The sequence below is a fragment of the Aeromonas sp. 6P genome, assembly GCF_051919525.1.
Classification (GTDB): domain Bacteria; phylum Pseudomonadota; class Gammaproteobacteria; order Enterobacterales; family Aeromonadaceae; genus Aeromonas; species Aeromonas veronii.
In genome coordinates this window covers 1,421,942-1,447,434 of the sequence record NZ_JBQBEO010000002.1, presented here as the reverse complement: position 1 = coordinate 1,447,434, position 25,493 = coordinate 1,421,942, and the positions used below count along the sequence as shown (strand labels likewise).

The following is a 25,493-nucleotide window of genomic DNA, read 5'->3' as shown; positions in this document are numbered from 1 at the left end:
ATTTCCGGCGCATTAAACACCATATTCATGCGCCGTCTTTCATTTTGGCGCCGCGCCCGCCTGCCACCTTCGGATCGCCTTCTAAGCCTTGTCAGCCTTGAGTTTGTCCCACGAATTCCCACTTACTTTCGGCTGCTCCCGGTTTTTTCATTCTCTGTGGTCGGTTACATTACGGCTATCGCAAGGCGCTGATCGTCACCGACAAAATTCTCAACCAGATCGGCGTGGTCGCCAAGCTCACCACCCTGCTGGCTGAACATGGTATTGAAAGCGCTGTTTTCGATAAGACCAAACCCAACCCCACTACCAGCAACGTCGAAGCGGGTCTGGCCATGATCAAGGCCAACGGCTGCGATTGTGTCATCTCGCTGGGTGGCGGCTCGCCCCACGACTGCGCCAAGGGCATTGCGCTGGTCGCCGCCAACGGTGGCAGCATCAAGGATTACGAAGGGGTGGATCGCTCCGCCAAGCCGCAGTTGCCGCTTATCGCCATCAACACCACCGCCGGTACCGCCTCCGAGATGACCCGCTTCTGCATCATCACCGACGAAGCGCGCCACGTGAAAATGGCCATCATCGACAAGCACGTTACCCCGCTGATGTCGGTCAACGATCCCGAGCTGATGCTGGCCAAGCCGGCCGGTCTCACCGCCGCCACCGGTATGGATGCCCTGACCCACGCCATCGAAGCCTATGTCTCCACCATCGCCACCCCGGTAACCGATGCCAGCGCCGTGATGGCCATCGAGCTGATTGCCAAGCACCTGCGCACCGCCGTTCACCATGGCGATGACCTGCATGCCCGCGAGCAGATGGCCTACGCCCAGTTCCTGGCCGGCATGGCCTTCAACAACGCAAGCCTCGGCTATGTGCACGCCATGGCCCACCAGCTGGGCGGTTTCTACGACCTGCCCCACGGTGTCTGCAACGCCGTGCTGCTGCCCCACGTTCAGGCGTTCAACGCCCAGGTGAGCGCGGCTCGTCTGAAGGATGTCGCCCGCTACATGGGGGTGGATGTGAGCGCCATGAACGACGAGCAGGGCGCCGCCGCTGCCATTGCCGCCATCAAGCAGCTGGCGCTGGATGTGAAGATCCCGGCCGGTCTGGAGCATCTCGGCGTCAAGGCCGATGACTTCGATACCCTGGCCAGCAACGCCCTGAAAGATGCCTGCGGCTTAACCAACCCGAAACAGGCGAGCCACGAAGAGATCGTTGCCATCTTCCGCGCGGCGATGTAAAGGCCACCGGATTGCCAGAAAGGGTCGCAGTGCGGCCCTTTTTATTGGCTGATGGATCAATGGCTTTTTACTTCCGTGGAGGGAGTCGGTATGATTTGCCGAGCCAAAAAGACTGTATGGATGATCTGAACTCGATATGCGGATGAAACACCTGATTGCCGCGGCTTTGACCGCCCTCACCCTCTCCGGTTGCAGCCTGGTCTATCGTATCGATATTCCCCAGGGCAACTATGTGGAACAAAAACAGGTCGACAAACTGCGCCAGGGGATGACCCGCGAGCAGGTCAGCTATGTACTGGGAACCCCCATGCTGCGTGACGGCTTTGACCCCAACACCTGGTACTACCTCTATGAATTCCAGCCGGGCCACGGCGACAAGGAGCGCAAAGAGCTCACTGTCACCTTCGCCAATGACAGGCTGACCACAGTGACGGGTGACTTCCCACTGCCAGCAGCTTTCAATACCCCGCTCTGATATCCCGCAAAACCGGCCTCGCGCCGGTTTTGTTTTATCCAGCCCCGCGTAATTCATCCTGCCCGACAACACTGAGTCATTTCTCCCCATTGCAGCTGCCCGCAAATTGCCTGATGCTGATGAGCAGCCACCATGGCATCAACACCATCGAATGACACAGGGAGAATCCCCATGAGCCGGATCCTGATTGCCGGAGCCAGCGGCCTGATCGGTCGCGAACTGCTGCAGCAACTGCCTGCCGAACATGAACTGACCCTGCTATGTCGCCAGCCGGGCAAGGAGGCACACCACTGGCTGCCGGTCAATTTTGATGATCTGGCCAGCGTCACCCTCTCCCGCCCGGTCGATATCGCCTTCTGTGCCCTTGGTACCACCCGCAAGGAGGCGGGCTCTGCCGAGGCGTTTCGCCGGGTCGATCTCGACTATGTGGTCGCCTTTGCCGAGCTGGCCCGCCGCCACGGTTGTCAACGGCTGATCGTGGTCTCGAGCATGGGGGCCAGCGCATCGTCCCCGGCTCTCTATCCGCGTACCAAGGGAAAGATGGAGCAGGCCCTGCTGGCCCAATCCTGGCCACGGCTCGCCATCGTGCGGCCCGCCATGCTGCTGGGGGATCGCCAGCCACCGCGCCTCTCCGAGCAGGTCTTTCAGACCATCTACCCGCTGTTTCGGCCACTGCTGGTGGGCAAGCTCGCCCGCTGGCGCGCCATCGAGGCCCGTCAGGTGGCTCGCGCTATGATCGCCCTCTCGAAAATGCCCGCCGGGTGCGAAATTGTCGAAAACGAGCAGTTGCTGACCCTCTGAACCCGGCCTTCCCCACTGATTACGCACAGTGCTGCAAAAACAGCAGGGCAAGCCAATTGGCTTGCCCTTTGTCTATCTGTTGGCGAGGTATCCTGACCGCCTCTTGCCATCACAGGCTGCGCTCGGCTGTCAGGGCAACATCCATCAACCGCGAATATGGTCGATAAAGGTGTCGATCTGCTCACGGGTGCAGGCGGGGTTCATAAAGACCGCCTTCTCTCCGGCGATATAGGAGTACTTGCCGCGGGCGTCATAGTCGGAGTGGGCCACCGCCTCCACCCAGTTGGTGTAGAGCCCCACCTTGCCGCGCCCCTTGAACAAGCTGCGGTGATAGTCAGTGTTGCGCTGCAACCGCGTCTTGTAGGCGGGATCGCTTGAGCGGGCCAGCTCGAAGGCGAATTCGGCTTCCGGATCGCTCACCCACTCGGGGTTGTAGATCTTGAAGCCGACGCTCGGCCCCTGATTCTCCTGCGCCACCAGCTTGACGTTGCCGAGCTGGCTTAACCGGAAGCGGAAGTAGTTGGCATTTTGCAGGCAGTGGGCCAGCACGATACGATACCCCTCCACTCCCATGTAGTTGAGCGCCGCATAGGCACCGAACAGGCCGCTCGCGCCGCGGGAGCACTCGATGGTGGATTGCAAGTGGGTCTGGCCCTGAATGTCCCGCTCGAAGTAGGAGAAGTTCTCCGGGTCATTCTCCATCGCCTTGAGATCATCCTGCTCCTTGATCATCACCAGACTGGAGGTGTAGGGCACATAGCCCCACTTCTGGAAGTCGACGGTAAAGGAGTCGGCATATTTCAGCTCGGCAAAGCGTGCCACGTTGCGCTCGATCCCCGCCAGAGTGGCGCTGTTGATGGCGAGCGGGTTGGCGGCAAAGTCGTAACCCAGGAAGAAGATCATCGACCAGCCGATGGCGGCATCGACGTGGATGTGAGGTTTGACCGCCACCTCGAACTGCTCGCAGAGGCGATTGCGCAGCTCGAACACGGGTTTCACCTGATCCACACCGAAGGTGTCGGTGGTGCCCATGGTGAGCATGATGGTCGGCACCACGTGTTTCAGGGCAAAACAGGCGGTCAGGGTGCGCTCGAGGTGGTCGAGATCGATGTCGTTGTTCTCGCCGACCTGAATGCGGATGGTCTTGTTCTCGATGTCGACCCCGAGCAGGGAGAGGTTGGTAATGTTGGAGTAGTGACCGCCCTGGGAGTTGATTATGCGGTAATCCTGATAGTGGCCTAGCCCCTTGTGCTTGGCCTCCGGCAAGGTTTTGCGAATGCCGAGCAGGTAGCCGTAGAGGTTACAGAAGGTACCCCCCTGGGTGAAGATGCCGGTGGCCCGCTCGGGGTCATAGCCTGCCAGCAGGGCAATCTGGCGCACCACCTTCTTCTCCAGCTCCTCGGCCACTCCGGCGTATTCGGAGTAGACCAGATTGGGGTTGGCCAGAATTCCCATCTGGGCGCCGTAGATGGCGGGATCCGCCGACATGGTGATGACGTTCTCGACGCTGGAGGGATTCTCCCAATCCTTCGACAGGGCGGCGGCAAACAGCAGTTCGGCCATCGGCTCGCCCGAGGTGCGCATGGTGGCGGGCACCGGCATGGTCTCGCAGAGATCGGCCAGGCGGGCACGGCCATCAGGCCAGGCGTTCAGGCGGGCATCGGGCGCCAGACCACGGGCCCGAAATTCGTTGAGGGTGGCAAATCCGGGTTCGCGAAAAACGGGCCAGAGATCGGGATTGCGCGAGAAAAAGTTGGCTTTGACTGTGGCGAAACGGGCGGAGAAATCGGGGTGAACGGCATTGACGCTTTCGTCTTGCAAATAAACTAAGTCACTCATTTTTATACCATTAGTACAGCAAATGTGCGGCCGTTATACCCCTGTACCTGCGGGGCCGACAGTGACAATATCTAATGGCCTACCCTACTTTTTGTCATGTATCAGCCATAACAAGGGCTGGCAAAAAGGCGCCTTTGAGGCGCCTCTTTAGATTTCGTGATCTTGCTCCCACCCTGGCTGACAGCGCCCTCACTACCAGACCACCATCAGCGCAGCGTCCCCCTCAACGCAGGGAGGTCAACAGCCACTCGGCAAACTCCGCCAGCTCGCTCTGCTGATGCGGAAAGGCCGCCAGCCAGGGCTGCAGGCGCGCGGCGACAGCCTCCGGTCGATAGCCGCAACCCGCCAGTTCGGCCGCCAGCAGATCAAACGGGGCCGGCTCCAGAGTATCGCTAAAGAGCTGCGCCCGGGTGATGACCCCTTTCTCCACATCAAAGTGCAACTCCACCCCGCCCCAGCTGAACCGCTCCTCCAGCAGATGGCTGAAGGCCGGGGCATGGCCATAGTTCCACTCCCAGCTGCGCTGGCGGGCGAAGGTCTCGGCAAAGCCCGGCAGATCCGGCATCTGCTCGGGGGAGATATGCTCGGGCTCAACTCGCGCGCCGTAATGGTGGAAGAAGGCCTCGACCAGCGCCTCGCTCACCTGTTGATGACCGATCCCTGGCAACAGTTCGCACAGATTGGCCACCCGGCTGCGCACCGAGGTGATCCCCTTGGCCGCCAGCTTCTTGGGGTCGGGGTTGAGGTAGTTGGCAAGGCGGCCGAGATCGGCATCCAGCAGCAGGGTGCCGTGGTGGAACCCGCGATCCAAAGTCTCCCGATAGGCCGACCCCGATACCTTGCGCTCCCCGTCAGGGGTGGCCACCAGCAGATCGTTGCGACCGGAGGCAAACGCCTCGATCCCCAATCGCTTGAGCCCGTCCAGCACGATGGCGGTGGAGACGCTCTTGTCATACTCCGGCTTGCCCGCCATGAAGGTGAAGCAGCTGTTGCCAAGGTCGTGGAACACGGCGCCGCCACCGCTGCTGCGACGCGCCAGGGTCACCCCGTCCTCTTCCATCCGGCGGGTATTGCACTCCTTCCACGGGTTCTGGGCTCGGCCGATCACCACGGTATTGGCGTTGCGCCAGAGGAACAGCACCCGCTGACCGGGGTCCATCTGGCGGAAGATGCACTCCTCAACGGCCAGATTGAACAGGGGATCGTGAGAGTCGGAGAGAAGCAGACGCAAGCGGGACATAAAAAGACCTTATCCGGAACTGGGGGCAGCATGATAACACTGACGGGGTACCATCACTGAGCCGTTGCACATTAACCGGTGCGCAGCAGCCGCGATACATTTGCGTCACACCTGACTGCCCTATAAAAGTATCTATTGATATAACGACACAGCTTGACGTGCAACCACGGAAAAAATGCAGTCAAGCCACAATGACAACGATAAAAACGGGAAAAAGTGGCTAGAATGCGACCACTTCGATAGGCCATATGACTCTCTTATTGGTCACATAACTTGCAAAAAAACGGCATGTATCCATCCCGTGTGATGAACGACACAAAAATGACTTCCCAACCCCCCTATACCCCATTGCAAACGCCTTTTCTCCCCTTGCAGGTGACACAAAATTGCTTGAATCTAGCCTAGACACCGCTCCCGAGAGAAACGTTGTATGACGGAGAACGCAGCCCCCCGCCAGCCCCTCAGCTGGTTTCTGCCAATGCTGGTCGGTATGGTCATCGCGACCCTGACCTCTTCCCCCGTGCGAGCCGGCGAGCAGGTCATCGTCCAGTTGCCGTGGCAACACCAGTTCCAGTTTGCCGGTTACTACGCGGCCATCGCCAAAGGGTTTTATCGGGAGGCCGGTCTGCATGTCACCCTGCGCGAAGCGGACTCCCGCACCGATGTGGTCAGCGAGGTGATCTCGGGAAAGTCCCAGTTTGGCATCAGCGGCAGTGACCTGCTGCTGGATCGGGCTGCCGGTCGCCCGGTGGTGGTGCTCGCCGCCCTGCTGCAGCACTCGCCGCTGGTTCTGCTCACGCTGGATAGGCCAGATATTCGCAACCCGGCCGATCTGGCCAACAAGCGACTGATGCTGGAGCCTGGCTCCAACGAGCTGCTGACCTACCTTTCCCACCATACCCGCAGCCGCGACTGGGTCACCCTTCCCTACAAACAGGGGATAGAGGCACTGCTGGCGGGCAAGGTGGATGCCATCAGCGCCTACAGCACTACCGAGCCCTTCTATCTGCAACAAAAAGGGATCCCCTATCGGGTCTTCAGTCCGCGCACCATCGACTTCGACTTCTACGGCGACAACCTGTTTACCTCCGAGCGGGAGCTGATCACCCGACAGGATCGGGTCTACGCCTTCCAGCAGGCCAGCCTCAAGGGGTGGCGCTATGCGATGGACCACCCCGAAGAGATGATCAACCTGATCATGGAGCAGTACCCGACCGGGGCTGGCCGTGAACAGCTGGAGTTCGAGGCTCGCGAAACCAGAGAGCTGATGCAGCCAGATCTGATCGAACCTGGCTACATGCAGCAGGAGCGCTGGCTACAGATCGCCAAAACCTATCTGGAGGCGGGCATGCTCACGGTATTGCCCAACCTCGACCGCTTTATCTACGACCCGGCGCAGGAGCGGCTGCGCCAGCAACGGCAACTGCTCGACAAGAGCGTGGCGGTGGCCATGCTCATCACCTTTACCCTGATGACCCTGCTCGGCATCTTCTTGCACCTCTATCTGCGCCTGCGTGAGGAGGCGCGGGATCGCCAGCGGCTGACCCGTGAACTGGCCCAGAGCGAGCAGCACTATCGCTTCGTGGCGGAGAACAGCGCCGATGTGATCTGGACCATGGATGCCGCCAGCTTGCGCTTTCGCTATGTCAGCCCGGCCATCGCCCCTCTGAGCGGCTACGAAGCCCCCGAGTTGTTTGCCCTGCCCCTCAAACAGCTGCTGCCGGATGCCTCAAGGCAACTGCTGCGCGAGGAGATCTCCGCCACCCTGGAGGCCTGGCAGCGGGGGGAGCATGACCAGACTCGCCGGGTCATTCGCACCCAGCTGCGCCACAAGGATGGCCATCTGGTGGCGACCGAAACCATCATCACCCTCCATGGCAACCACAATGCCCAGCCGGAGGCGATCCTCGGGGTCACCCGGGATATCACCGAGCGGGCAGCGCGAGAGGAGATGATGCGCCGCCTCGCCTTCTACGACCCCCTCACCGGGCTGCCCAATCGCCGCTTGCTGCAGCAACGGCTCAAGGAGCTGATGGAGCAGGAGACGCCCCGTCCGCTGGCATTGATGTTTATCGATCTCGATCACTTCAAGCCGATCAACGACACCTTCGGTCATGAGACCGGGGATATTCTGCTCAATATGGTGGCCGAGCGGATCAGCCACTGCGTGCGCAAACAGGATCTGGTGGCACGGCTGGGGGGCGACGAGTTCGTTATCTTGCTGCCGGAGACCGGCGACGAAGTGCTGGCAGTAGCCGACAAGCTGCACCAGCAGCTGCGCCATTCGTTCCAGCTGGAGGGGCAGGAGCTGCTCATCTCCAGCAGTATCGGGCTGGCGCTCTACCCCGAGCACGGGGAGGATGCCAAGACCCTGATGCACCACGCCGATCAGGCCATGTATCAGGCGAAGAATCGCGGCCGCGGCCGGGTCTGCCTCTATACCGAAGGCCTTGATCCCGAGCAGGGCGCCCTGCTGTGGCAACCCGGCCACGAGTGCGGTCACCCGCGCATCGATGCCGAGCATCGCCAGCTCTTCGTGCTGACCAACCGGCTGCTGGAGCGGATGAAAGATCAGCACGAGGATCCGGCCCCATTTCTGGAGAGTCTGGAGAGCCTGTTCGACATGGCTCGTCACCACTTCGCCTTTGAAGAGCAGATGCTGGCGGAGATAGACTATCGGGAACTCGTCAGCCACCGTCAGGATCACCAGCGCCTGCTCAACAAAGCGAGCCAACTGCTGCACGCCGCCAAAGCGGGGACATTGGGCAACGACGAGCTGCTCAACTTCATCATTCAGGAGCTGGTAGTCGGCCACATGAGTCAGGCGGATCGCCGCTACTTCCCCCTGTTCAGATCTGAGCGCAGCCTGTCGGTTGCGGAGGTGGTCGCCTAGTCCCCCTCTGCTCAGACCCGAGCGTAATGCGCCTCTTGCGAAAGGGGCGACCTAGTCACCGCGCAGGGCCACCACGGGGTCGAGACGCACTGCCCGCAGTGCAGGAGCGACCCCGGCCAGCAGACCCACCAGAGCGCTGCAACCGAGCGCCAGCAGCAGATAGAGAGGATGGAGGGTGAGCGGCAAGCCGGCCGCCAGCAGGGTGAGCAGTAGCTTGAGCCCCCCGAGCAGGGCCAGTCCCATGGCCCCGCCCAGCAGCGCCAACACCACGGCTTCGAGCAGGAACAACAATAGAATGCGCCGCCGTGGGCAACCCAACGCCATCAGCAAGCCCACTTCAGGGATCCGCTCCTGCTGGGCGATGCTCATGATGCTGAAGATGCCGACCGCCCCGATCAGCAGCGAGATAATGCCGAGCCCGCCAACCGCCAGCTTGATGATGGAGAGGATCTTGTCGAGGCTGGTCAGCATGTCCTGCTGGGAGGTGAGGGTGAAGTCCTCGGCGCCGTGGCGGGCGATCAGCACCCGCCGGATCTGGGCGGTGATATCGGCCTCCGTCTGTCCGGCGCGATAGATGACGTCGATCTCCTGCAGCCCCTCCTTGTTGAACAGCGCCTGGGCGTGAGCGGCGGGCAGATAGATCATGTCATCCAGATCAAAGCCGAGAAATTGCCCCTTGGGCGCCAGCACGCCGGCCACCCGAAAACGGCGATCACCGGCCCGCAGCAGACTGCCCGGCGCATCTCCGCCGGGAAACAACTCAGCCGCCACCTTGGCCCCCAGCACCGCATAGGCGCGGGGCATGGCACTGTCGTCCGCGGGCAGAAAACGTCCCTGCACCAGGGTGAGTCGCCAGCCGGAGAGCGCCGCCGAACCGGTGCCCAGAATGGCAGTGCTGCGGGTCAATCCGCGGCTGCGCACCTCCCCTTGCCCCTGCACCACAGGGAGCGCCGCCTCTACCCCTGCCAATCTGGCTAGGGCATCGGCATCCTCCAGCAGCAGGGGACGGCTGCTGGAGAGGATGCCGGGCGGGCCGCCGGCGGTCTCTGTCTTGCCCGGGGTCACGGCGATCAGCCGGGTGCCAAATTGGGAGAAGCTGTCGAGCAGATAGAGCCTGAGCCCCTCGCCGATGCCGGTGAGCAGGGTCACCGAGGCGATCCCGATGGCGATGCCGAGCGCCGACAGCAGACTGCGGCTGCGCCCCGCCAACAAGGCGCGCCAGAGCCAGAACAGCAGATCAGCTGCGCGCATCAGCCACCGCTCCATTGCCCGCTGCGCAGGCTGCTGACCGGATCTTGCCTTGCGGCCCGGGAGGCGGGCAGCCAGCTAAAAAACAGTCCAGTCAGCAGGGCCGCCGGTATGGTGCAGAAAGTAGCGAGCAGAGGGACTGCCGCCGGAAATCCGGGCCAAATCACTCCGGCGAGGCCAACCAGGGCATAGCCCAACACAGTGCCAAACAGCGCGCCACTGCCGCTCAGCAGCAGCGCCTCCCACAAAAACAGCTGGCGGATCTGGCGACTATCGGCACCCAGCGCCTTGAGCAGGCCGATCTCGCCGGTGCGCTGGCGGGTGCTGATCAGCGCCAGATTCATCATCATGATGCCGGAGACCAGCAGGCTGATGGCGCCGATGCCGGCAACTGCCAGGGTGAGGGTCGAGAGAATGGTGGAGAAGGTGGCCAGCATGGCGTCACGGCGCACCACGGTTACATCGAGCACCCCGTGGCGCGCCTGCATCAGCTGCTCCAGTCGCTTGACCAGCGGGGGCACTGCTTGTCCCGCCAGCGGCTGGATCAGCAGCCGAAACAGCCCCTCGGTGTTGAACAGCCGCATGGCGCTACCCACCGGGATCAGCGCCGCCTCGGCCATATCCATCCCCAGATTGCTGCTCTGGCTGGTGAAGACCCCCACCACCCGAAAGCGGCGATTGTCAAAACGCAGCCACTGACCGACCGGATCGGCCTGACCGAACAGCTCACGGGCCACCTTGGCCCCGAGCAGGACGGCCGGTCGATCCTCTGCGGCATCCCCTGGCAGCCAGCGGCCGGAGAGCAGTTCCAGCCCGTGGGTATCGCGTAGCCCGTTGCTGCTGCCAAGCAGCATAGTCTGGCGCAGCCGCGCCCCCTGCTTGGCCTCGGCAAAGCCCATCACCAGCGGCACCAGCCGCACGTTTGGCTGATGCTGGCCAAGGTAGTGCATGTCATCGAGTGTGATCTGCCGCAGACTGTTGCCGGTGACCGGCGGCAGCCCGCCGGTGGTCTCCTTGCGGCCCGGGAACATTACCAGCAGATCCTTGCCAAGGGAGCTGAACTGGTCGGCCACATAGCGCCTCGCCCCCTCCCCCAGCGCGGTGAGCAGCAGCACCGAGGTGACGCTCAGACTCACCGCCAGGATCAAGACCAGCGCCCGTGAACGCTGACGCAGCAAGGCCACGGCGGCAAAGCGGATCACATCGGGCCGCCGCATTCAGCCACCGCCGCTATCAATGTTGATGCGGCCATCGTTCATCAGGATCCGCCTGCCCGCCCGCTCACCGAGGCGCGGGTCGTGAGTCACCACCACCAGCGTGATCCCCTGCTCCCGGTTGAGCCCCTCCAGCAGGGTAATCACCTCCTCCCCGGAGCGGGAGTCGAGATTGCCGGTGGGTTCGTCGGCCAGGATTAGCCGCGGCGCCATCGCCATGGCACGGGCGATGGCTACCCGCTGACGCTGACCGCCGGAGAGCTCGGCGGGGCGGTGCCCGGCCCGGTTCTCCAGCCCCAGCTCCCCCAGCAACTGCTGGCTTCGGCGATGGCGCTCGGCGGGGGCGATCCCGCACAACATCAGCGGCAGCTCGACGTTTTCACGGGCGGTGAGGCGGGAGATAAGGTGAAACGACTGGAACACGAAGCCGATGCGATGGCCGCGCAGCTGGGCTAGCGCCGGCTCTGACAGAGTGGCGGTATCCTCCCCTCCCAGCCAGTAACGCCCCTCATCGGGCCGATCCAGCAGCCCCAGCACATTGAGCAGGGTCGATTTGCCGGAGCCCGAGGGGCCCATCACCGCCAGATACTCCCCCTCGGCAACCCGCAGGGAGACGCGGTCGAGGGCAGCCACTTCGCTCCCCCCAAAGTGAAACGACGGCTGACGGCATCAAGGCGAATGAGATCACTCATCCGTCTGCTCCGTGGCGGCGCTGAAAGGGCCCTCCCCGACAATCTGTCCGGGCTGAGCTGCCAGCCGATCACCGGCGGCGAGCCCCTCGGCCACCTCAATCCAGTTCCAGTTCTCCACACCCCAGCGGGGTACCACCCGCACCAGCTTATCCCCTTCCAGCCGCAGCACGCTGCCATCGTCGGCCCGGCTGCTGGCCGCTACCCGCAGCACATCGGTGGCGCGGGTCACTTCGACTTCGAGGTCAGCGCTGTAGCCGATAAGCAGGGGCACATCGGTGGGCAGGGCAGTGAGCGCCGCCTCCACCTCCACGGTGCGGGCCTGCTTCTCCAGCTCCTTCACATAGGGGGCGATACGGGTGACGGTGGCGGCAAAATCGCGCCCAGGCATGGCATCGAGCAGTACCCGGGCAGACTGGCCCACCTTGAGGCGGGCGGCATCCACCTCATCGATGGGGGCAGAGACATACAGACAGCGATCGTCGATGAGATCGATAACCGGGGGCATGGCCACTCCGGGCGGTGAGGGGGTCATGTATTCGCCCAGCTTGCTGTTGACCTCCGCCACCACGCCGGCAAACGGCGCCAGCAGACGACGCTCGCTCAAGCGAGCCTCCACCTGGGCGACCTGCGCCTCGTCGACCCGCTCCTGCTGACGGGATGCCTGACAGACATAGCGGCGGGTATCGGCCAGATTCTGGGCCTGCTCGGCGAGGGTGCGGGAGGTGAGATTTTTGGCCAGCAAGGTGGCCAGCCGGTTGGCCTCCCGCTCGTAGTAGGCCGCCTCGCTGCAACGCTCCTCGCGCTGGGTCTTGCCAAGGGCCTGCTGGGCACGGGCACGGGCAAGATCGGCGTGAATGTCGTCACTCCAGAGGGTCAGCAGCAGATCTCCCTGCGCCACCCGCTCCCCAGCCTTGACGGCGATCTGCTCCACCACGCCGCCACCGGGCAGACTGAGTCCGGCCCGCTGACACGACTTGATGGTGCCAGCCCGGGTGTTGACCACGGTGACCAGCACATCCCCCCGCCCGACCTCAGCCAGCCTGATCGGCGTCGGCTGCGGTCGCCACCACCATGCCACAGCAGCCACCGCCACCACAACGCCACTTCCCCACCACAACCAACCTCTCTTCATCGCGCATCCTTTCGCTAGTGACTCCCGTCATGTGCGTCGGGAGAGCAGGGCATAATAGAGCAAGGGTATCACCACCAGGGTGAGCAAAGTGGAGACCAGGATCCCGAAAATCAGGCTGATGGCCAGTCCGTTGAAGATGGGATCATCAAGGATAAACAGAGCCCCGATCATCGCCGCCAGCGCCGTCAGCATGATGGGTTTGGCCCGTACCTGCGCCGCTTCGATCACCGCCTGCTCGAACGCCACTCCGGCGCTGCGCTGCTGCTCGATAAAGTCCACCAGCAGGATGCTGTTGCGTACGATGATCCCGGCCAGGGCGATCATCCCGATCATCGAGGTAGCGGTAAACTGGGCTCCCAACAGGGCGTGGCCCGGCATCACCCCTATGATGGTGAGCGGAATGGGGGCCATGATGATGAGCGGCACCAGATAGGAGCGGAACTGGGCCACCACCAGCAGGTAGATGAGGATCATCCCCACCCCGTAGGCGATACCCATGTCGCGGAAGGTCTCGTAGGTGATCTTCCACTCACCGTCCCACAACAGCGCCACCTCCCCCAGTTTGTCGGGCTGCTGCACGTAATATTGGGGCAGGTCGATATCAGCACCGGCGGCAAACATGCCGTAGAGCGGGCTGTCGGTATGGCCACCCATGTCGGCCACCACCATCACCATGGGCTGCATGTTCTTGTGCATGATATAGCTGGGGGCCACCTCATCACGGCGACTCACCAGCTCGGAGACCCGCACCAGCTGGCCACTCTGGCTGCGCACCTTGAGGGCCAGTACGCCCGCCAGATCCCGTTTGTCACCGGGAGCCAGTTCGATGCGGATCGGCACCGGATACTTGGCGCCGTGTCCCTGCAACCAGCTGGCATCCTGATAACCCACCCCGCCATTGAGGGTGTTCACCAGATCGCCGAGATCGACCCCGAGCAGGGCCGCCTTGCTGCGATCCACCACCAGCCGCCACTTGGGCTGCGGGTCAGTCAGATAGATATCCACATCCACCAGATCCGCCGTGGCTACAAAACGGGCCTGTACAGCGCGAGCGGCCGCTTCGCGGGCGGCCTGAGTCGGGCCATAGATCTCGGCAACGATGGGGGACCAGACCGGCGGGCCGGGCGGCACCTCAACGACTTTCAGGTTGCCCCCTGCCGCACTGGCGATGGCCTGCAGCGGCTCCCGAACCGACTGGGCAATCTGGTGACTGCTGCGATCCCGTTCATGCTTGTCCACCAGATTGACCTGAATATCCCCCACGTTGGCGCCGCTGCGGATAAAGTAGTGGCGCACCAGGCCGTTGAAATTGATGGGGGCTGCGGTGCCGGCGTAGACCTGGTAATCCTTCACCTCCTCCACCTTGGCAAGCTCCCTCCCGACCGCCAGCAGGGTGCGCTCGGTCTGCTCCAGGGTCGCCCCCTCCGGCATATCGAGCACCAGCTGAAATTCCGACTTGTTGTCAAAGGGAAGCATCTTGAGCACCACCCACTGCACCACCGGCATGGCGGTGGCGGCCCCGACCAGCAGCAACACCACCAGCCAGAGTTTGCGTCTGGCGCGCTTGGCGCCATCACCGATCAGGAAAGGGGTCATCAGCCGGTGAAAAAGACCCGCCTTGGCCTCGCCGTGGGCACCGTGCACCTCCCCCTTGAGCAAATGGCTCGCCAGCCAGGGTGAGAAGATGAAGGCCACCAGCAGGGAGATAAGCATCCCCATGCTGGCATTGATGGGGATGGGGCTCATGTAAGGGCCCATCAGGCCGCTGACAAAGGCCATCGGCAACAGGGCCGCGATGACGGTCAGGGTCGCCAGTATGGTCGGCCCCCCCACCTCGTCCACCGCCCCCGGAATAAGCTCCTTGAGCGACCCCTTGCCCAAACCGCGATGGCGGTGGATGTTCTCCACCACCACGATAGCGTCATCCACCAGAATGCCGATGGAGAAGATCAGCGCAAACAGCGACACCCGGTTGAGGGTAAAGCCCCAGGCCCAGCTGGCAAACAGGGTCAGCGCCAGGGTGATGACGATGGCAACGCCAACTACCAGCGCCTCGCGCCAACCCATGCTCACCAGTACCAGCAGCACCACCGCCGTGGTGGCAAAAATCAGCTTGCCGATCAGGGTGTTGGATTTGGTCTCGGCGGTGACGCCGTAGTCCCGGGTCACCGTCACCTCGACTCCTGCCGGGATAAGCCGGTTCTGCAAACTCTCGACCCGCGCCTCCACCCGCTTGGCCACATCGACCGCGTTCTGGCCCGGCTGCTTGCCGATGGCCAGGGTCACCGCCGGATAACTGGCTTGCCCCATCCCCATCCAGCTGCGCTTGGTCGGGGTCTCCTGACCCAGAGAGACCCTGGCCACCTCCCCCAGATAGACCGGCTTGCCGTCGTGCAGCCCCACTACCAGCTCGCGGGCCTGCTGATCGTTTTGCAGGAACTGCCCGACCTGCACCTTGATCTCCCGGTTATCTTGCTCGATGGCCTGTGTCGGGCCCACCTGATTGGCGGCCGCAAGTCGCTGGCTCAGCTCACCCCAGCTGATGCCGTGGGCGCTGAGGGCCGCCGGATCCGGCATCACCCGCAACACGGCGCTCTGGCTGCCCAGCGTGTAAATATCGCGGGTACCGGGAATGCGCTTGAGTTCGGTCTCCAGCTCATGGGCGACCTGGGTCAACTCGGGAGCCCCCAGTTGCTTGCTCCCCTCTTTGCTCCATAAGGTCAAACTGACGATAGGGACATCATCGATCCCCCGGGGTTTCACCAGCGGCTGACCGACTCCGATCCCCTGTGGCAACCAATCGCGGTTGGAGTCGAGCTGGTTGTTGAGATCGACGATGGCCTGCTCGCGGCTCACCCCCACCTTGAACACCACCACCAGCAGGGCGCCATCAGGTTGGGAAAAAGAGTAAAGGGTATCAATACCCTTTATCTGAGAGACCACCTGCTCGGCTGGGGTGGTAACGAGAGAGGCCACTTCAGCCGGAGTGGCTCCCGGGAAGGGAATATAGACATCGGCGAAGGTGACATCGATCTGCGGCTCCTCCTCCTTGGGGGTCACCAGCACTGCAAACAGACCGAGCAACAGCCCCACCAGCGCCAGCAGCGGGGTGATGGCCGAGCCCTGAAACAGCGCAGCCAGCCGACCGGCAGGCCCCAGCCTCTCCTTGTTGCCGTTCAGCTCGCTACTCATGGGCCACCTCCTGCTGCTGCGCCCAGGCATCGGGGGCCAGCTTGTCACCGGCTTGCAGCCCGGCCAGGATCTCGCACTGTCCCTCGACGCAATGGCCGACCCGCACCGGCGTCAGGGCCCAGCCAGCGGGCTGCTGCAGATAGACGCCGTTGAACTCCCCTTGCCGCAGCAGGGCGCGATCCGGCACCTGCAACACCTGACGCTCACCCTGCTTGAGCTGCACCTTGAGCCACATGCCGGGCAATACCCCGGCAGTTTGCGGCGGCAAGTCGAGGCGCAACTTGAAGGCGTGGCTCTGGCTGTCGGCATAGTTGAAGCGGGTCAGTTTGACCGGGGTAACAGACTTGCCATCCGGCAGCAGCACCTGCACATCCGCAGGCTCACGAGCCAGCGAAAGGGCGGATTGGGGCAACTCCACCTCCACCCGCAGTGTGTCTAGAGAGAAGCCGGAGAGCAGCGGGGTACCGGGGGCGACAGTCTCCCCCAACTCCACCAGCCGTTTGGTCACCACTCCGGCGTAGGGAGCCAGAATGCGGGTATAACCGTAGGCCTCGCGGGCCTGAGTGAGAGCTGCATCGGCAGCGTTCACCTCGGCGCGGGCGGCGCGATCAGTCGCCTGGGCATTGTCGAGCTGGGCGCGGGTGATCACCCCCTTGGCAATCAGCGCCTGAAAGCGGGCAAGCTGGCGCTCGGCTTCCACTTGCTGAGCCTGCGCCCGCGCCAGCCGCGCCTCGGCACCCGTGACGGCGGCAAACTGCTCCTTGCCGCTGATCTCCAGCAGCGGCTGCCCCGCCTGCACCTGATCGTTCACATCCACCAGCATACGGGAGACCCGGCCGCTGGTCTGGGCCGCCACCGTCCCCTGATTGATGGCACTGACGGTGCCATCCAGCGTCAGCCAGTCGGTCACCGCCTGTGGCGCCACTGTCAACAAGGGCTCTGGCTCCCCGTCCGCGGCAAAGGCCCGGGGGGATGTCATGGCCTGCGATGTCATCACCAACAAGGTGATCCCCAGCAACCGGATCTTTTCCATCATTACTCTCCTTCCCTGGCGTAATCTGTCACTTCACGGGATCAGGCGGTATGGGACTGGCGCACCTTATCCACTCCCCGAACTGGCGCCTTGGCCAGCACCCTGGCCAGCCCTCTGTCAAACAGCAAGATCCCGGCCACCATGGCCGCTATAAACAACATTATCATGGGCTGCCCGCTGGAAATGAGACTCAGAGCAGGCCCCGGGCAGATACCCACCAATCCCCAGCCGATGCCAAACAGCGCCGCCCCGCCGATCAGCCGGCGCTCCAGCCGAGGGGCTGGTACGGCTGCGATGGGATCCCCCAGCACACTCTGGCGACGGGGTTTCACCAGCAGAAAATAACCCGGCATAAAGACCAGCAGGGCCCCTCCCATCACGAAGGCGAGGCTGGGATCCCAGGCCCCGGCCAGATCGAGAAATCCGGTGACCCGGGCGGGATCCACCATGCCGGAGATGGCCATCCCCAGTCCGAACAACACACCCGCAAACAAACTTGTCAGCAACTTCATGGCGAACAGCCTCTTACAACAGATGATGAGTAACGAAGACGGTGATAAAGCCCGCCGCCATAAAGGTCAGGGTAGCGACGATGGAGCGCAGGGAGAGCCGCCCCATGCCACAGATGCCGTGGCCGCTGGTGCAGCCATTGCCAAGACGGGTACCGACCCCGACCAGCAGACCGGCCAGTAGCACAACGGGCCAGCCGGGCAGCGTGGTGAATGCAGGCATACTGGCCCAACCCAGAGTCAGCGCCAACCAGGCGCCCGCCCCGAGCCCCAGCAGAAATAGCACCCGCCACGGCGCACGGTGTTGCAGCGCACCGGCCAGAATGCCGCTGATCCCGGCCACCCGGCCGTTGAACAACATCAGGATCAGGGCCGACAGCCCCGCCAGCATGCCACCGCCCAAAGAGAGCAGCCATTGGCTTTCCATCATCAAGATTCCTTATTTTCTGAGTGACAAAAATGGGTTTGCAGCGCCCCCAGCACATCAGCTGCCGCCTCGCTCACCAGCGAGTAGTAGATCTGCTGGGAGACCTTGCGCGAACGGATCAGGCCGTAGCGCTTCAATACCGAGAGTTGCTGGGAGAAGGCCGACTGCCCGAGTTGGCTATGGGCCAGCAGCTCCCCGACGCCCTTCTCCCCCTCCACCAGCTGGCAGAGCACCATCAGGCGTTCGGGATGAGCCAACGCCTTGAGCAGGGAGGCGGCGGCGGTCGCATGTCTGTTCATCTCGTCGAATTGGCTCATAAGAGTAAATTAGCAATTGCTGATATTTGTTCTATTGTATAAAACAACACTAAATTAGCAATATCTAAAGTAGATAAGGAGAAGGACCATGACAGTAGATAACGGAGTCAGAATCGTCGCGGGTTGCATATTGCTGCTCTCGCTGATCCTTACCACCTGGGTTCATCCGGGCTTTGTCTGGTTGAGTGCCTTTGTCGGGGTCAACCTGATCCAGAGCGCATTCACCGGTTTCTGTCCGGCAGCGATGATCCTCAAACGGATAGGATTTAAATAAACGGGTCGGATGACCCGGCTCACATGAGCGTGTAATAAACGCAGGAGGCTGAACATGGCAACGGTAATCGTCATCGGCGCGGGTCTCGGAGGCATGTCTGCCGCCTACGAACTCAAGGCCGAACTGGGCAAGCAGCATGAGGTGATCCTCATCAATGACAAGCCGGACTTTGAATTTACCCCCTCCAACCCCTGGATTGCCGTCCAGTGGCGGGAGCGCAAGGAGACCTCGATCCCCATCGAACCCCATGTGAAGAAAAAGGGGATCCGCTTTATCCATGCCGCCCTGACCGAGCTGCAACCGGCGGCGCAGCAGCTCACCCTCTCCGATGGCCAGACCCTGCGTTACGACTTTCTGGCGATCTGCACCGGCCCGGCCCTCGCCTTTGACGAGGTGACGGGGGCTGGCCCCGAATCCGGTGGCACCACCAGCGTCTGTACCCTCTCCCACGCCGAAGAGTGCCGCCACAGTGTCAGTGCCCTGGTCGATGAGCCCGGCCCTGTGATTGTCGGCGCCATGCCGGGCGCCTCCTGCTTCGGTCCCGCCTACGAGTACGCATTCATCCTCGATCGCCACCTGCGCGACAAGAAGGTGAGAAAAAATGTGCCCATGACCTTTGTCACCAGCGAGCCCTACATCGGCCATCTGGGTCTCAACGGCGTAGGTGACTCCAAGGGGATGCTGGAGAGCGAACTGCGGATGCGCGATGTGCAGTGGATCTGCAATGCCCGCACCGTGGCGGCGCAAGATGGCCAGATGACGGTGGAGGAGCTGGACGATGAGGGCAACATCAAGCGCACCCACACTCTGCCCTACAAACACGCCATGATGCTGCCCGCCTTTGTCGGCATTGCGCCGCTGCGGAGCATCGAGGGGCTGGTCAATCCCCGCGGCTTTGTCATCGTCGACGAACACCAGCGCAACCCCACCTTCCCGCAGATTTACGCCGCCGGGGTCTGCATCGCCATTGCCCCGCCGCACAAGACGCCGGTACCAACCGGGGTGCCCAAGACCGGCTATATGATTGAGGCGATGGTGCGCACCCTGAGCCACAACATCAAGACGGAGCTCAGCGGCCAGCCGCCGGTGACCAAGGCAGTGTGGAATGCCATCTGTCTGGCAGACATGGGAGACACAGGCGCCGCCTTCGTCGCCATGCCGCAGATCCCGCCGCGCAACGTCGCCTGGTTCAAGAAAGGAAAGTGGGTCCATCTGGCCAAGATCGCCTTCGAGAAGTACTTCCTGCACAAGATGCAGGTGGGGGATACCGAGCCCATCTACGAGAAACTGATGCTCAAATACCTCGGTATCGACAAGACCGAATGACCCCGCAGACCCGGCCCTCGCCGGGTCTGCTTTTGGCGGCCCTGCGCGGCAAAAACGGGGCTTTCGATTATGTTTCAAGATGTTGCTGCGGGCAGCGCGGGGTTTACCCTGCCCGCCGCCTCGGCTATCATTCGAGCCTCTTATCAATAGCGGAGACCATCAGTGGGCAACTCATCAAGTGACAGTTGTAGACCGACCCTCATCGTCGGTACCAAGGTTGCGAGCTAGCCGCAGGTCTTTCTCTGCCGCAACTCGCAACCCTGCGAGAAGCGGAAATCCACTCCCCTCTTCTCCCTTTTTACACTTGACGTCTGGCAACCAGTGGCCAACCGCCACGGTCGCCATGCCTGCATAGTTTCTGCTTCCCACAAGGAGGCTGCTATGCGTTTTATCTCAATCAAACCGGCTGCGGATCGCGCGGTCGCAACAGGTTCTGTTGCTACCCGGGCTCACCCCCTGTTGAGCCGGCTCGGCCGTGGCATGCTGCCACGCTGGCTGGGCGGCAAACAGCGTCAGCACCACTATAGGCTGCAGATCCGCTGTGAGGATCGCGCCGATATGGAGCAGGTGCTGGATATGGTGAACCACACGTTGCAACCGGCTGGGCTGCAACCGATGCAATCGATGAAGCCGGGTCGCGGCGGCGGGCGAGAGCTGGTGCTCAACCTGCAGTGCACCCCGCCCCAGCGCCGCTATCTGGTGCAGTTTGTTCATCAGGTCGGGGTGGCACATCCGGTGCGCTGGCAACTGCGCCCGCGCATCGACTGCGATCCCGAGCTCAACTGACCGCTCATCTGCGTTAACCACAGTGAAAGGGGCCAGCCACGCTGGCCCTGCTTGTTGCGTCCTCTCCGAGCGTCAGGGCATCTGATGATGCTCGCGCCCCGGGACGCCGCGTTTTTGTTTTTCTGCTGGCCATCCGCGCAATCATCCCCTGATCCATCCGCCTCCCGGCGTTTCATCATGGATTGCGCCAAGCCAGCACTTATCGGAAGGAGTACGCCATGAAGATGTGGCAACAAATTGACATGATCTCCCTGCTCGACACCCTGGCCAGCCTCTTGCTCGCCTTTGTGCTCGGCAGTCTGGTCGGGCTGGAACGCCAGTACCGCCAACGTACCGCGGGCCTTCGCACCAACGTGCTGGTCGCCGTAGGGGCCGCCCTGTTCGTCAGTCTGGCCCAGCGCATCTATGACCTGCACGGCGGCAACTACAACGTGGTCCATGTGGTGGCCTATATCGTCTCCGGCATCGGCTTTCTCGGCGCCGGCGTCATCATGCGCGAGTCGGGCAATATCCGCGGCATCAACACCGCCGCCACCCTCTGGGGCGTAGCAGCGGTCGGCGCCGCCTGTGGCGCCGGGTTAGCCATGGAGGCCATTCTGGGCGCCCTGTTCGTGCTGGCCGCCAACACCCTGCTGCGACCGCTGGTCAACCAGATCAACCGTCGCCCGGTAGACAATACCGACACCGAAGTGACCTACAAGGTGACGGCCCTGACCCAGCGAGAGCATCAAAAAGAGGTGCTGCACTGGCTCGAGGAGATGCTGGAGCAGGCCAACTACCCCTTGAGCGAACTCGATATCGAGCCGTTTGGCGAGGGGGATCTGGAGATCTCGGCGGTGCTGCTGGCTACCTCCATCGATGGCGACGAGCTGGATGCCCTGATGGTGAAACTCGGCATCCACCCCCATATCAAGCAGGTCTTCTGGCGCACCAGTACCACCGACTGAGCTGTCGGTCAGAGTCATGGCTCCATCCGCCAACAGCAAAAAGCCCCGCCAGCAATGGCGGGGCTTTCTCATATGGATGGGCGAAGAGTGGCTAGCGGCGACTGCGCCAGCGCACCCTGGGGGTGATCACCTGGGCGGTCTGTGCGGGAGGATTGCCCGCAATCAGTTGCTGCATCAGCTCGAAGGCGGCGAGGGCCAGCGCCGGACAATCCTGCGCCACCGAGTCGATGCGCATGGGGATGCAGTCGAGCAGGTCGTGATCGTCGAAGGTGCACAGGCGCATCCCTGTCTCCATCAACCCCGCCTCGTTAAGGTAGCGCAGTACCCCTTCCAGCAGGGTAAAAGAGGCGGTAAAGAGCCCCCTTGGGGGCGCCCCCAGCTCGGCCACCAGCTCGGCCATCAGCTGATAACCGGAGCTCGGCTGATAGTCGCGATGGCGCACCCGGGCGGCATCGGCTTCAAAACCGGCGCGATGGAGCCCCAGCTCATAGCCCGCCAGCCGGTGACGACTGGGGGAGAGATCCAGCAGGCCGCCGAAGTAGTAGATCTCCTCGCCGCACTCGCTGGTCATGTCCCGCACCAGCTCGGCGGTGGCCTTGCAGGCATCGGAGATCACCATGGGCAGGCGCGACTCGCCAATATGGCGGTCGAGCTGCACCACCGGCAGGCGGTCGTGGATGCGGGCATAGATGTCATCGCTGTGGCCGCTGGAGGCGACAATCAGCCCATCCACCTGGCGGCTGATGAGGTTGTCCACCACCCGCTGCTCAAGGGCGGGATCATCCTCGGAACAGGCGATCAGCAGCTGGATGCCCGCCTCCCGGCAGTGGGCCTCGAGGGCACGGGCGATGCGGGCAAAACCGAAGTTGGTGAGATCGGGGATCACCAGCCCCCAGGTGTAGCTGCGGGTCTCGCGCAGGGAGCGGGCATGAAAGCTCGGCAGGTAGTGACACTCCTCCGCCACTGCCTGAATGCGCTTGCGGGTATCGTCGGCGATCCGGTACTCCGCACTCTTCCCATTGAGCACCAGACTGGCGGTTGCCTTGGACACCCCCGCCAGTTCGGCGATCTGGGCAATCGTGATCCGTTTCTTCTTCTCCACCTGGCCTCCCGGCTGACTAGAACCGGGCTATTGTACTAGGCATGCCGACAGCGGCCAGTGATTGAGGCAAATTTTGCAGCCATCATCGCCGTTACCTGATGATAGTTGTGGCTTTTCTCCGGGGAAGTAGCGCGCCGACAGGCTGTGACGCCCCTCATCGATGAAACACTCCAGACTGGAGCGATCGCACAGGACGGTGATCAGCCCGCCAGCCCATGGGCTGCTGCGGGTCTCCCACGCTCCGCTCTGCCAGTTCTGGCGCCGCAAGGTGATGCGCCACGGCTGCCAGCACAGCTCGGCCACGGCACCGAACCAGAGGCTCCCCTCACCACACAGATCCAGATCGAGCCAGGCCGAGTCGATGGCCAGCCCCGGAAACTCGCCAAGCGTCCCCTCAAAACGGGTCAACTCTCCCTTCAATGCCGCCAGCTCCGCCACCGGCCGCTGGCAGAGCCACTTATCCTGCCAGAACAGCTCCCGCGGGCAGCTCATCTGGTGGATCCAGCCGTAAGCGACAGTGGGTTGGCTCATCTCATTCTCCTCCGGCAGCCCCAGCCAACCGAACAGGAGGCGGCGACCCTGAGTGTCCAGGGTAGTTTGCGGCGCATAGAACTCGAAGCCCCGGTCCAGCTCGTGGAAAGCCCCGTGCTCGAAGCGCTCGCCGTCGAAGTTGCCAGAAAGCCAGCCGCACTGGTAGAGGTTGCGATAATCCTCGCCTGCCGGGGCAATCCCCTGCGGGCAGCTGATCAGCACATGACACTCCCCCAGCGGGAAGAGATCTGGGCACTCCCACATATAGCCAAACTCACCCAGCCCCCCGCGCCCGCTACCGGCGATGGGGCCCACCCGCTGCCAGCTTTGCAGGGTCTCGCTGCGATAGAGCAGCACTTCCCCCTTGTCATCCAGGGTGCGGGCCCCCAGCACCATCAACCACTGTTTACCGTCGTGCCACACCTTGGGGTCGCGCACGTGGCCGCTGTAGCCTGCGGGCAGATCCAGCACAGGCCCCAGCTTGGCAAAACCACCCTCACCGTCGGCCCGGGCCAGACACTGATAGGCGGCGCGGCTGCCATCCGGGTATTTGACATTGCCGGTGTAGATGAGGGTCAGACGCCCCTGCTCGTCTCTCACCGCCGAACCCGAATAGCAGCCGTGGCTCTCATAGGCTTCGGTGGGCAAGAGCGCCACCGGCTCGTGCTGCCAATGCAACAGATCGGTGGAGGTGACATGGCCCCAGCCCTTGTTGCGGTGCTCGCAGCCCAGCGGATTCCACTGGTAGAAGAGGTGGTAGCGCCCGTCGTGCTCGATAAAGCCGTTGGGATCGTTAAGCAGCCCCACCGGGGCTGCCAGATGCCAGCGGGGCCGATGGGGATCGGCCGCCGCCTTGAGCTGTCCGGCCAGCAGCGACCGGACAATCTGGTTGAGACGTTCGCTTTCCTTCATCACTCCACCTTGTACTTGAGCAGGTAGGAAGCAGCGAAGGCGGCGCCAAAGGCGATCACCAACCCGATGATGTAATGAATAAGGCTCATGGGCTGGACGATGGCCATGCCGGGAATACCGGTCAGCCCCACCGCCGTCATCCCCACCTTGGCCGCCACCACGTAGGCGCCGCCGCAGGCCCCGCCAAACAGACCGGCGAGGAAAGGTTTGATATAGCGCAGGTTCACCCCGAAGATCGCCGCTTCCGTGATACCCAGCAGGCACGACATGGCCGCCGGCACGGTAATGGCCTTGATCTTCACGTCGCGGGTCTTGAAGTAGACCGCGAGGCAAGCCCCGCCCTGTGCCACGTTGGCCATGGCCCAGATGGGCAGCAGGAAGTTGACGCCAATTTGCGGATTGGCCAGCAATCCCGCCTCGATGGCGTGGAAGCTGTGGTGGATGCCGGTGATGACGATAAGCGAGTAAGTGCCGCCAAACACCAGCCCCGCCAGCCAGCCCGCCTGCTCATAGAGGGCGCTCAGACCAAACGAGATGCCATCCCCCAGCACCCGACCCGCCGGGCCGATAAAGAGCAGCGCCACAAAGCCGGTGATGATGACGGTGAGAAACGGCGTGAGGATCAGATCCAGCGCATCCGGAATGCGCTTGCGCAGCTGTTTCTCCAGATGGGACATAAACCAGACTGCCAGCAGCACCGGGAAGACGGTGCCCTGATAGCCGATCATCGCCACATCCAGTCCGAAGAAATCCATGGTCTTGAAGCCACCGGCCACGCCCCAGGCGTTGGTCAGCGCCGGGTGGGTGAGGATGCCGCCAAGGGTCGCCCCGAGGTACGGATTGCCGCCAAACTCACGTGCTGCCGTAAAGCCGATCAGAATGGGCAATATGATAAATGCCGCCGAGCTGAACATGTCGAGCATCACAAACAGAGCGCTGTCGGCATTGGCCCAGCCGTAGGTGCGCACCATGCCGAGCAGCCCCATCAGCAAGCCCGAGGCGACGATGGCCGGAATGATCGGCACGAAGATGTTGGAGAGGGTTCGCGCCAGCCGCTGGGCCACGTTGAGCTTGGCCGCCGCCATGTCGGTCAGCTCCGCCTTGCTGGCGGTGCCGGTACCGGTCAGCGTCACAAACTCCGCATAGACCTTGTTGACCAGACCGGTGCCGAAGATCACCTGAATTTGGCCCGCGTTGCTAAAGCACCCCTTGACCCCCTCCAGCTTGTCGATGGCGGCCTTGTTTACCTTGCTGTCATCGGCCAGCACCAACCGCAGCCGGGTGGCGCAGTGGGCAGCGCTGACAATGTTCTCCTTGCCCCCGAGCAGGGGCACCAGATCCTTGGCTATCGCACTGATATTCATA

21 protein-coding genes and 1 pseudogene are annotated in these 25,493 nt (G+C 62.8%); 8 read left to right on the top strand and 14 right to left on the bottom strand.

Features of this window, described 5'->3' with window-relative positions; translation table 11 throughout:
- Window positions 1-170: 170 nt before the first annotated feature.
- From yiaY to ACTG2J_RS06880, 3 genes and pseudogenes are all read left to right on the top strand, one after another.
- Window positions 171-1,238 (top strand): annotated as a pseudogene (gene yiaY, locus ACTG2J_RS06890) (L-threonine dehydrogenase); the annotation flags it as partial.
- Window positions 1,239-1,374: 136 nt separating this feature from the next.
- Window positions 1,375-1,713, top strand: a complete 339-nt coding sequence (gene bamE / locus ACTG2J_RS06885; RefSeq protein ID WP_005337980.1) for an outer membrane protein assembly factor BamE — start codon at window positions 1,375-1,377, stop codon at window positions 1,711-1,713.
- Between the two features lie 171 nt (window positions 1,714-1,884).
- Window positions 1,885-2,514: an NAD(P)H-binding protein gene (locus ACTG2J_RS06880; protein ID WP_113738797.1), complete on the top strand. Its 630-nt coding sequence runs from the start codon at window positions 1,885-1,887 to the stop codon at window positions 2,512-2,514.
- 144 nt (window positions 2,515-2,658) lie between these two features.
- Here the strand turns inward: ACTG2J_RS06880 and ACTG2J_RS06875 are convergent, their stop codons facing one another.
- Together ACTG2J_RS06875 and ACTG2J_RS06870 are read right to left on the bottom strand one after the other, a co-directional pair.
- Complete coding sequence (locus ACTG2J_RS06875) at window positions 2,659-4,353, bottom strand: pyridoxal phosphate-dependent decarboxylase family protein (RefSeq protein ID WP_236268457.1); 1,695 nt, start codon at window positions 4,351-4,353, stop codon at window positions 2,659-2,661.
- Window positions 4,354-4,576: 223 nt separating this feature from the next.
- Window positions 4,577-5,593: a lipoate--protein ligase A gene (locus tag ACTG2J_RS06870; protein WP_439988846.1), complete on the bottom strand. Its 1,017-nt coding sequence runs from the start codon at window positions 5,591-5,593 to the stop codon at window positions 4,577-4,579.
- Between the two features lie 430 nt (window positions 5,594-6,023).
- Here ACTG2J_RS06870 and ACTG2J_RS06865 point away from each other — a divergent pair, with 430 nt between their 5' ends.
- A complete protein-coding gene (locus tag ACTG2J_RS06865) occupies window positions 6,024-8,486 on the top strand; it encodes a diguanylate cyclase domain-containing protein (RefSeq protein WP_439997315.1) in 2,463 nt (820 codons plus the stop codon).
- A 51-nt stretch (window positions 8,487-8,537) separates the two neighbouring features.
- On the opposite strand, the gene ACTG2J_RS06860 is transcribed toward ACTG2J_RS06865, so the two are convergent.
- From ACTG2J_RS06860 to ACTG2J_RS06820, 9 genes are read right to left on the bottom strand one after another with little or no spacing between them, the layout of a single operon-like run.
- The gene (locus ACTG2J_RS06860; protein WP_043818601.1) at window positions 8,538-9,737 is read right to left on the bottom strand and encodes an ABC transporter permease; all 1,200 of its coding nucleotides are present in this window, start codon (window positions 9,735-9,737) and stop codon (window positions 8,538-8,540) included.
- A complete protein-coding gene (locus ACTG2J_RS06855; RefSeq protein WP_069527918.1) occupies window positions 9,737-10,951 on the bottom strand; it encodes an ABC transporter permease in 1,215 nt (404 codons plus the stop codon). Before ACTG2J_RS06855 ends, ACTG2J_RS06860 begins: the two co-directional genes overlap by 1 nt.
- On the bottom strand, window positions 10,952-11,581 hold the full coding sequence (locus ACTG2J_RS06850) for an ABC transporter ATP-binding protein (RefSeq protein ID WP_439997314.1): 630 nt from the start codon (window positions 11,579-11,581) through the stop codon (window positions 10,952-10,954).
- Window positions 11,582-11,632: 51 nt separating this feature from the next.
- Window positions 11,633-12,772: an efflux RND transporter periplasmic adaptor subunit gene (locus tag ACTG2J_RS06845; RefSeq protein WP_113738801.1), complete on the bottom strand. Its 1,140-nt coding sequence runs from the start codon at window positions 12,770-12,772 to the stop codon at window positions 11,633-11,635.
- A gap of 27 nt (window positions 12,773-12,799) precedes the next feature.
- Entirely contained in the window at window positions 12,800-15,964 is a 3,165-nt protein-coding gene (locus ACTG2J_RS06840; protein ID WP_113738802.1) for an efflux RND transporter permease subunit, read from the bottom strand.
- On the bottom strand, window positions 15,957-16,997 hold the full coding sequence (locus ACTG2J_RS06835) for an efflux RND transporter periplasmic adaptor subunit (protein WP_429215758.1): 1,041 nt from the start codon (window positions 16,995-16,997) through the stop codon (window positions 15,957-15,959). The genes ACTG2J_RS06840 and ACTG2J_RS06835 overlap by 8 nt, the downstream gene beginning before the upstream one ends.
- Before the next feature lie 41 nt (window positions 16,998-17,038).
- Window positions 17,039-17,509 carry a DUF6691 family protein gene (locus tag ACTG2J_RS06830; protein WP_429215721.1) on the bottom strand — a complete coding sequence of 157 codons (471 nt, stop codon included), beginning with the start codon at window positions 17,507-17,509 and terminating at the stop codon, window positions 17,039-17,041.
- Between the two features lie 13 nt (window positions 17,510-17,522).
- A complete protein-coding gene (locus tag ACTG2J_RS06825; protein ID WP_021231150.1) occupies window positions 17,523-17,936 on the bottom strand; it encodes a YeeE/YedE family protein in 414 nt (137 codons plus the stop codon).
- Entirely contained in the window at window positions 17,936-18,250 is a 315-nt protein-coding gene (locus ACTG2J_RS06820; RefSeq protein ID WP_005338008.1) for an ArsR/SmtB family transcription factor, read from the bottom strand. Before ACTG2J_RS06820 ends, ACTG2J_RS06825 begins: the two co-directional genes overlap by 1 nt.
- A gap of 88 nt (window positions 18,251-18,338) precedes the next feature.
- On the opposite strand from ACTG2J_RS06820, the gene ACTG2J_RS06815 reads away from it, so the two are divergent.
- The 4 genes from ACTG2J_RS06815 to ACTG2J_RS06800 all read left to right on the top strand — a co-directional run bounded on the left by ACTG2J_RS06815 (window position 18,339) and on the right by ACTG2J_RS06800 (window position 21,583).
- Window positions 18,339-18,524, top strand: a complete 186-nt coding sequence (locus tag ACTG2J_RS06815; protein ID WP_113738805.1) for a YgaP family membrane protein — start codon at window positions 18,339-18,341, stop codon at window positions 18,522-18,524.
- 54 nt (window positions 18,525-18,578) lie between these two features.
- Window positions 18,579-19,850 (top strand): NAD(P)/FAD-dependent oxidoreductase, encoded by a 1,272-nt coding sequence (locus ACTG2J_RS06810; RefSeq protein ID WP_439997313.1) that lies wholly within the window; start codon window positions 18,579-18,581, stop codon window positions 19,848-19,850.
- Between the two features lie 381 nt (window positions 19,851-20,231).
- Complete coding sequence (locus ACTG2J_RS06805; RefSeq protein ID WP_005359258.1) at window positions 20,232-20,636, top strand: hypothetical protein; 405 nt, start codon at window positions 20,232-20,234, stop codon at window positions 20,634-20,636.
- Between the two features lie 218 nt (window positions 20,637-20,854).
- A complete protein-coding gene (locus ACTG2J_RS06800) occupies window positions 20,855-21,583 on the top strand; it encodes an MgtC/SapB family protein (RefSeq protein WP_005350335.1) in 729 nt (242 codons plus the stop codon).
- A 91-nt stretch (window positions 21,584-21,674) separates the two neighbouring features.
- On the opposite strand, the gene ACTG2J_RS06795 is transcribed toward ACTG2J_RS06800, so the two are convergent.
- From ACTG2J_RS06795 to ACTG2J_RS06785, 3 genes are read right to left on the bottom strand one after another with little or no spacing between them, the layout of a single operon-like run.
- Window positions 21,675-22,685, bottom strand: a complete 1,011-nt coding sequence (locus ACTG2J_RS06795; RefSeq protein ID WP_058055966.1) for a LacI family DNA-binding transcriptional regulator — start codon at window positions 22,683-22,685, stop codon at window positions 21,675-21,677.
- Between the two features lie 27 nt (window positions 22,686-22,712).
- Window positions 22,713-24,128 carry a glycoside hydrolase family 32 protein gene (locus ACTG2J_RS06790; protein WP_439997312.1) on the bottom strand — a complete coding sequence of 472 codons (1,416 nt, stop codon included), beginning with the start codon at window positions 24,126-24,128 and terminating at the stop codon, window positions 22,713-22,715.
- On the bottom strand, window positions 24,128-25,492 hold the full coding sequence (locus ACTG2J_RS06785) for a sucrose-specific PTS transporter subunit IIBC (RefSeq protein WP_040065997.1): 1,365 nt from the start codon (window positions 25,490-25,492) through the stop codon (window positions 24,128-24,130). The genes ACTG2J_RS06790 and ACTG2J_RS06785 overlap by 1 nt, the downstream gene beginning before the upstream one ends.
- Window position 25,493 lies beyond the last annotated feature (1 nt).

Coding starts and splice junctions, on each gene's coding strand:
- ACTG2J_RS06810 (WP_439997313.1), top strand. CDS start 18,579: ATGGCAACGGTAATCGTCATCGGCGCGGGTCTCGGAGGCATGTCTGCC.
- ACTG2J_RS06880 (WP_113738797.1), top strand. CDS start 1,885: ATGAGCCGGATCCTGATTGCCGGAGCCAGCGGCCTGATCGGTCGCGAA.
- ACTG2J_RS06785 (WP_040065997.1), bottom strand. CDS start 25,492: ATGAATATCAGTGCGATAGCCAAGGATCTGGTGCCCCTGCTCGGGGGC.
- ACTG2J_RS06875 (WP_236268457.1), bottom strand. CDS start 4,353: ATGAGTGACTTAGTTTATTTGCAAGACGAAAGCGTCAATGCCGTTCAC.
- ACTG2J_RS06790 (WP_439997312.1), bottom strand. CDS start 24,128: ATGAAGGAAAGCGAACGTCTCAACCAGATTGTCCGGTCGCTGCTGGCC.
- ACTG2J_RS06800 (WP_005350335.1), top strand. CDS start 20,855: ATGAAGATGTGGCAACAAATTGACATGATCTCCCTGCTCGACACCCTG.
- ACTG2J_RS06865 (WP_439997315.1), top strand. CDS start 6,024: ATGACGGAGAACGCAGCCCCCCGCCAGCCCCTCAGCTGGTTTCTGCCA.
- ACTG2J_RS06825 (WP_021231150.1), bottom strand. CDS start 17,936: ATGATGGAAAGCCAATGGCTGCTCTCTTTGGGCGGTGGCATGCTGGCG.
- ACTG2J_RS06840 (WP_113738802.1), bottom strand. CDS start 15,964: ATGAGTAGCGAGCTGAACGGCAACAAGGAGAGGCTGGGGCCTGCCGGT.
- ACTG2J_RS06860 (WP_043818601.1), bottom strand. CDS start 9,737: ATGCGCGCAGCTGATCTGCTGTTCTGGCTCTGGCGCGCCTTGTTGGCG.
- bamE (WP_005337980.1), top strand. CDS start 1,375: ATGCGGATGAAACACCTGATTGCCGCGGCTTTGACCGCCCTCACCCTC.
- ACTG2J_RS06855 (WP_069527918.1), bottom strand. CDS start 10,951: ATGCGGCGGCCCGATGTGATCCGCTTTGCCGCCGTGGCCTTGCTGCGT.
- ACTG2J_RS06830 (WP_429215721.1), bottom strand. CDS start 17,509: ATGAAGTTGCTGACAAGTTTGTTTGCGGGTGTGTTGTTCGGACTGGGG.
- ACTG2J_RS06835 (WP_429215758.1), bottom strand. CDS start 16,997: ATGGAAAAGATCCGGTTGCTGGGGATCACCTTGTTGGTGATGACATCG.
- ACTG2J_RS06870 (WP_439988846.1), bottom strand. CDS start 5,593: ATGTCCCGCTTGCGTCTGCTTCTCTCCGACTCTCACGATCCCCTGTTC.
- ACTG2J_RS06820 (WP_005338008.1), bottom strand. CDS start 18,250: ATGAGCCAATTCGACGAGATGAACAGACATGCGACCGCCGCCGCCTCC.
- ACTG2J_RS06815 (WP_113738805.1), top strand. CDS start 18,339: ATGACAGTAGATAACGGAGTCAGAATCGTCGCGGGTTGCATATTGCTG.
- ACTG2J_RS06845 (WP_113738801.1), bottom strand. CDS start 12,772: ATGAAGAGAGGTTGGTTGTGGTGGGGAAGTGGCGTTGTGGTGGCGGTG.
- ACTG2J_RS06805 (WP_005359258.1), top strand. CDS start 20,232: ATGCGTTTTATCTCAATCAAACCGGCTGCGGATCGCGCGGTCGCAACA.